The sequence below is a fragment of the Loigolactobacillus binensis genome (genome assembly GCF_005405165.1).
GTDB lineage: Bacteria > Bacillota > Bacilli > Lactobacillales > Lactobacillaceae > Loigolactobacillus > Loigolactobacillus binensis.
On record NZ_BJDN01000054.1, the window covers coordinates 1 to 4,718 of the forward strand.

6 protein-coding genes are annotated in these 4,718 nt (G+C 38.1%); 4 read left to right on the top strand and 2 right to left on the bottom strand.

Going from position 1 to position 4,718, the window contains the following annotated elements; all coding sequences use genetic code 11:
• From FFM78_RS13400 to FFM78_RS13415, 4 genes are all read left to right on the top strand, one after another.
• A partial coding sequence (locus FFM78_RS13400; protein ID WP_171001907.1) for a hypothetical protein occupies positions 1–187 on the top strand: 187 nt, incomplete at its 5' end.
• 721 nt (positions 188–908) lie between these two features.
• Positions 909–1,844: a replication initiation protein gene (locus tag FFM78_RS13405; protein WP_137638887.1), complete on the top strand. Its 936-nt coding sequence runs from the start codon at positions 909–911 to the stop codon at positions 1,842–1,844.
• A complete protein-coding gene (locus tag FFM78_RS13410) occupies positions 1,837–2,409 on the top strand; it encodes a helix-turn-helix domain-containing protein (protein WP_020090467.1) in 573 nt (190 codons plus the stop codon). Before FFM78_RS13405 ends, FFM78_RS13410 begins: the two co-directional genes overlap by 8 nt.
• Positions 2,397–2,597: a hypothetical protein gene (locus tag FFM78_RS13415; protein WP_020090466.1), complete on the top strand. Its 201-nt coding sequence runs from the start codon at positions 2,397–2,399 to the stop codon at positions 2,595–2,597. Before FFM78_RS13410 ends, FFM78_RS13415 begins: the two co-directional genes overlap by 13 nt.
• A 42-nt stretch (positions 2,598–2,639) precedes the next feature.
• Here the strand turns inward: FFM78_RS13415 and FFM78_RS13420 are convergent, their stop codons facing one another.
• Both FFM78_RS13420 and FFM78_RS13425 read right to left on the bottom strand, forming a co-directional pair.
• Positions 2,640–3,974: a dihydrolipoyl dehydrogenase family protein gene (locus FFM78_RS13420; RefSeq protein WP_002831210.1), complete on the bottom strand. Its 1,335-nt coding sequence runs from the start codon at positions 3,972–3,974 to the stop codon at positions 2,640–2,642.
• 152 nt (positions 3,975–4,126) lie between these two features.
• A complete protein-coding gene (locus tag FFM78_RS13425; protein ID WP_137638886.1) occupies positions 4,127–4,606 on the bottom strand; it encodes an MFS transporter in 480 nt (159 codons plus the stop codon).
• Positions 4,607–4,718 lie beyond the last annotated feature (112 nt).

The window sequence follows — 4,718 nt, forward strand, 5'->3', positions numbered from 1 at the left end:
AAAGAAAGTATTAAAACCAATTGATGAAATGCTTGCTGATCCTTGGCAAGTTGATATTCAAGAATTGTTTGAAGCTTCTGTCAATGAACCTGACGAGATTAAAAAGAATTTGTATGATTCCTTATACACTTATATTTTGCAAAAAAGACAAGAAGATATTATTAATCGTCCTGGCTTCGTTATTTAGCCCTCTAAGAGCCTGTTGAGGGCTTTTTGTTTTTGCTTTGGTATAAATATATATAAACAGTCTCAAAACCGCTAAAAACGAAAAATAAGGCCCTTAAAAACGAACATAGCCGCTTAATTCTTGTTAAGATTCAGAAAAACTAACTGTTTGCTGTCAATGGTAGCGGACGAGCAAAGCGTGGGAGCATAAGGAATTGACAGCTCTAAACCAGTCTTAACACTGAATTGGCGAAAGCCAAAGTTTCTATAAAACTTTGCTTTCCTGCCTAACGGCGAGTGAAAAAGCGGTTAAGCTGGCTCAGCTTGGACGGGGTTCGGGGCGTCAGCGCCCGTATTGAATGTGGCTTGCCACACCTTTTTAGGCAACGAATGGAGTGAGGCGCAAGGAGCGTAGCGACTGAAGTTTAATGTGAGCCGGTTTTTGGCTCACTCCTTTGTGTTTTTTGATTCTAGGTTTTGACTTCGTACAGTGGTACCTCTTTTAAACCTCTTTTATAAACCTCTTTTAAACCTCTTTTAGACCCCTATTGAGCCTTACTCTCCCAGGGCGTACAGAAGTTTATCAACGAGGTTTTGTCTGTTTATCAACGAGGTTTTGTCTGTTTATCAACGAGGTTTTGTCTGTTTATCAACGAGGTTTTGTCTGTTTATCAACGAGGCTTTTAATAGTGATCGTTGATAAACAATCGTTGATTTTATATAATAGTTATGGAGGTGTAATTATGAGCAATGAACTTATAAAATATGATCCAGAACTTAATACTATTCCCTTACGTAAATTCACCCCTATTGAAATGAATCTATTTTTTTCAATTATTTCTCGTATGCGTGATAAAGGGGATAAAACAGTTAGATTTTCTTTTGAACAACTTAAAGACTTGAGCAACTATAAACCAACTGCAAATAATCGCTTTGAAGATGATATTCAAAGAACTTATGAAAAACTAATGGGACTTCATTTTGGAAGACGTAGCAAATCTGGATTAAATAGAGAGATGTTTGTTATGTTTACTAAATTCAGCATTGTTGGTGAAGCTGATTCCCCTTATGTAGATGTTGAAGTATATAAAGATGCTTTGCCACTTCTTAATAATTTAGATACATGGGTTAGATATGCTTTAGCGGAATTTAGAGATCTTAGAAGCAGTTACGCCAAAACTGCCTTTAGATTGTTAAAGGGTTTTAGAACAACAGGTTATGCTTTTTTATCAAAAGAAGACTTTTTTGAATTACTTGATATTCCCAAAAGCTATTGGAAAAAGTCAGGAGATATTGATAGGTATGTTATAAAGCCCATCAAAGAAGAGTTAACACCATTATTTAGAGGCCTAGCTATTAGAAAGAAATATGGCAAGGGACGTGGAAAACCAGTAATAGGGTATTCATTTACCTGGAAACCAGAAAAGAAAGGCGCTAATGACTTCTCACAAGGTGAATTACAAGATGAACGACAAAAACTTTTCAATATTCAGCATAATAGTGAACTAACAGAACAGGAAAAATGGCGCGCTACTGATAAAGTTAAAGGATTACCACTAGGATCCACTGAAAAACAAGCATTGGCTGATAAACAGGCTGAACATGATAAAAAAATAAGAGATCAAGCAAGACAAGAAGCACTTGCTGAACTCCGAAAGGGGTTTGGGAATAATGCCTAAAACAATTAGAGAACTTGCTGATGAATTGGGCGTTTCAAAGCAGGCTATATGGCAAAAGATAAAAAGAGATGCGTCAATCGATTTACGTCAATTTACATCAACAAAAGGTAATACTGTTTACGTTGATGTTGATGGGCAAAAAGCTATTAAAGCAATGTTCTCAAACAATTCGTCAACAAGATACCGTCAACAAAAAGATGATGTTGACGACAACAAAAAAGATGCGGTTGATGGACAAGATGAAGTGAAATTCCTTCGAAATTTAGTATCAGAAATTCAATCTGAAAAGAAAGAGTTACATAAGTTACTAGATCAGCAACAAAGATTGGCCTTACAGGACAAACAACTGCTCGAAGAATACAAAGCAGAAAACGACAGATTAAAAGTTCTCAAAATGCCCTCACAGGAAACAGAATTCAAACACTTAGACAATCAATATAAAGATGAAGTGAACGTGAACGCTCTTAAAGAGAAGTTGGAAAATTTGCAGGAACAAATCAAAGTTCAAAAAAGGATAGAAGAACAAGAAAAACCAAGAAAATGGTGGGGACTATGGCGAAAATAGATGATTCAGTTAAATTGACATCATTTAAAGGTAATTTATATGATGTGATGAAGTTAATCTTAGCTAAACGTGGGGTAAGTGTAGGACGAGCACGTAATCCTTTACCACATGTAGAAGATGATGAAATGGATCATGTTGAGGTAGTACGGCAACATATTGATGATGCAATTGCTGAATTTACTAAATAATAAAAAAACGCCGAGTCTCCTTAAAAGAGGCTCAGCGTTTTTTTAAATCTGTGACCAGACGTCCGCTCCCAAAGTAGGGAAGAGAGGTACGATGCGGCCTAGTTGTTCAGCTGTATATTGAAACTCAATTGCTGGTAATAAAACGTTAATTGCATCGGCAGCATGTTCACTAACTTCAGCTGCTCCTACAAGATGATGGTCTTGATCGTAAATCAAGGTGTTATCACCAATTGTTTCCTTATCAACTTGGCGGAACCATCCGTCAGGAAGATGATTAGTTTTAATGGTGTAATCAGGATTTTGCTGAGCTTCTTCGACGCTCATACCAACCTGTGCGATTTGTGGTGAGGTAAAGACAATGGTTGGGATGGGCGGATAGTTGATTGCGTCAGTAGTCTTTCCTGTGAAAAGTTGGGTTAAATAACTAGATTCAAAGATCGCAGTCGGGGTGAGCTTAGGCTGTTCTTTATCAAGCACATCACCAGAAGCATAGATGTTATCAATGTTAGTTTGAAGATGATCGTTAACTTCGATCCCGTTAGCATTGTAACTAACGCCTACTTCGTCTAATCCGATGTTTTCGATGTTAGGAATTCGTCCGGTAGCATCCAAAATCCAGTCGGTGGTGAGGGTTTCGTGATCGTTATAAGACACGGTAAAATGAGAACCGTCTTCCTCAAAACGATCCACCTGAGCGTTGTAAATGAACTTCACCCCTCGTTTTTCGAGGTCGGCAATGACTTGTTTTACGTAATCTTGATTAAATTTGCGCAACGCCCGATTATGGCGTAAAAGTACAGTGACGTTCGCGCCGGCAGCATTGGCAATCGTGGCAAATTCCATGCCGATATAGCCCGCGCCAATAATTACGATATTTTCAGGAAGCTGTTTGAGGTTCATAAAATCGGTACTGTCATGCGTAAGTTCTGAGCCCATAACATCTAGATGGTGGGGACGTAGCCCCGTTGCAATCACGATTTTGTCAGCGGTGTAGCGCTGTTGATCCACTTCGATGGTGTGAGCATCAACAAATTTTCCACGACCGTGAATAATTTCGATGTCAACAGAGTCGAGTAAACCAGTAATCATGTCCGGCAAGCCGTCGATGACTTCGTGTTCATGTTCTACATTGGCAGTCCAATCCAGCTTTAAGTCACCATTTACAATGCCATCAAGGCGTTCTTGGTGGCGTAAAAGTTGAACCGGGTTGTCCAGCGTAATTTTCGCGTTGCATCCACGGTTTGGACAAGTTCCCCCGATTTTGTCCGCTTCGATAATGGCGACTTTTTTACCACTATTAGCTAGTGGAACCGCCCCGTCGAAGGCACCATGCCCCGCGCCTAAGTACAAAACATCAAATTGATAACTTTCAGTCATTTAATTACCTCCATCCTAAATTTAGGTGAATAAATAATTACCATTGTTGGCACGAGCATAGCAGAGGATAGGTGCGAGTTGCAAGCGATTGCAACTGAAGAGAACAAAAAGCAATCCTTAACTTTAAATAAGGATTGCTAAAAAATATCTTACTAACGTTTTAATGATTTAATCGATAGCATTGAAATACCACCAATCAAGGAAAAAATAAATGAAACAATAAAAATTCCAGAATAACCAAAAAGACTTATGACGGCAGCGGCTAAAACGGGTGCGATAGCTTGTGTAATTGTATTACCTAAGTTGTAAATACCTAAGAAAAATGCAACACGATTTTGATCGGGGATAACTTTTAAGTTTAATAAATTATCAAGTGCGTTCCATAAGCCCATTCCTAAACCGGCAGCTAAGGCGTAAAGAATAATACCAGTATTATTTCTTAAGAAGAACAGGGAGAGACCTGCAATTGCTAATAAGATAGTTGAGAGACCTACTGGTAATTTCAGTATTTTAAATTTATTAGATAGTGGCCCAGCGACTAATCCCATCAAAATGCCAAAAATAAGCATAATCATGTTAACAAGTTGGATAGAAGATTGAGTTTGATTACCACGATGAAGAAAGTCGGTCATTATATATAAAATGTACGCGTGGTGCTAGTTCGTCATAAAATCAAAAAAGCCTAAATTGTATACCAATATCGTCAATTCAATCTTTAATTGAAAACCAAATAGACTACGGGTG

Excerpts from the sequence above, each read along its gene's own strand:
- FFM78_RS13405 (WP_137638887.1), top strand. The coding sequence starts at position 909 with ATGAGCAATGAACTTATAAAATATGATCCAGAACTTAATACTATTCCC.
- FFM78_RS13410 (WP_020090467.1), top strand. The coding sequence starts at position 1,837 with ATGCCTAAAACAATTAGAGAACTTGCTGATGAATTGGGCGTTTCAAAG.
- FFM78_RS13415 (WP_020090466.1), top strand. The coding sequence starts at position 2,397 with ATGGCGAAAATAGATGATTCAGTTAAATTGACATCATTTAAAGGTAAT.
- FFM78_RS13420 (WP_002831210.1), bottom strand. The coding sequence starts at position 3,974 with ATGACTGAAAGTTATCAATTTGATGTTTTGTACTTAGGCGCGGGGCAT.
- FFM78_RS13425 (WP_137638886.1), bottom strand. The coding sequence starts at position 4,606 with ATGACCGACTTTCTTCATCGTGGTAATCAAACTCAATCTTCTATCCAA.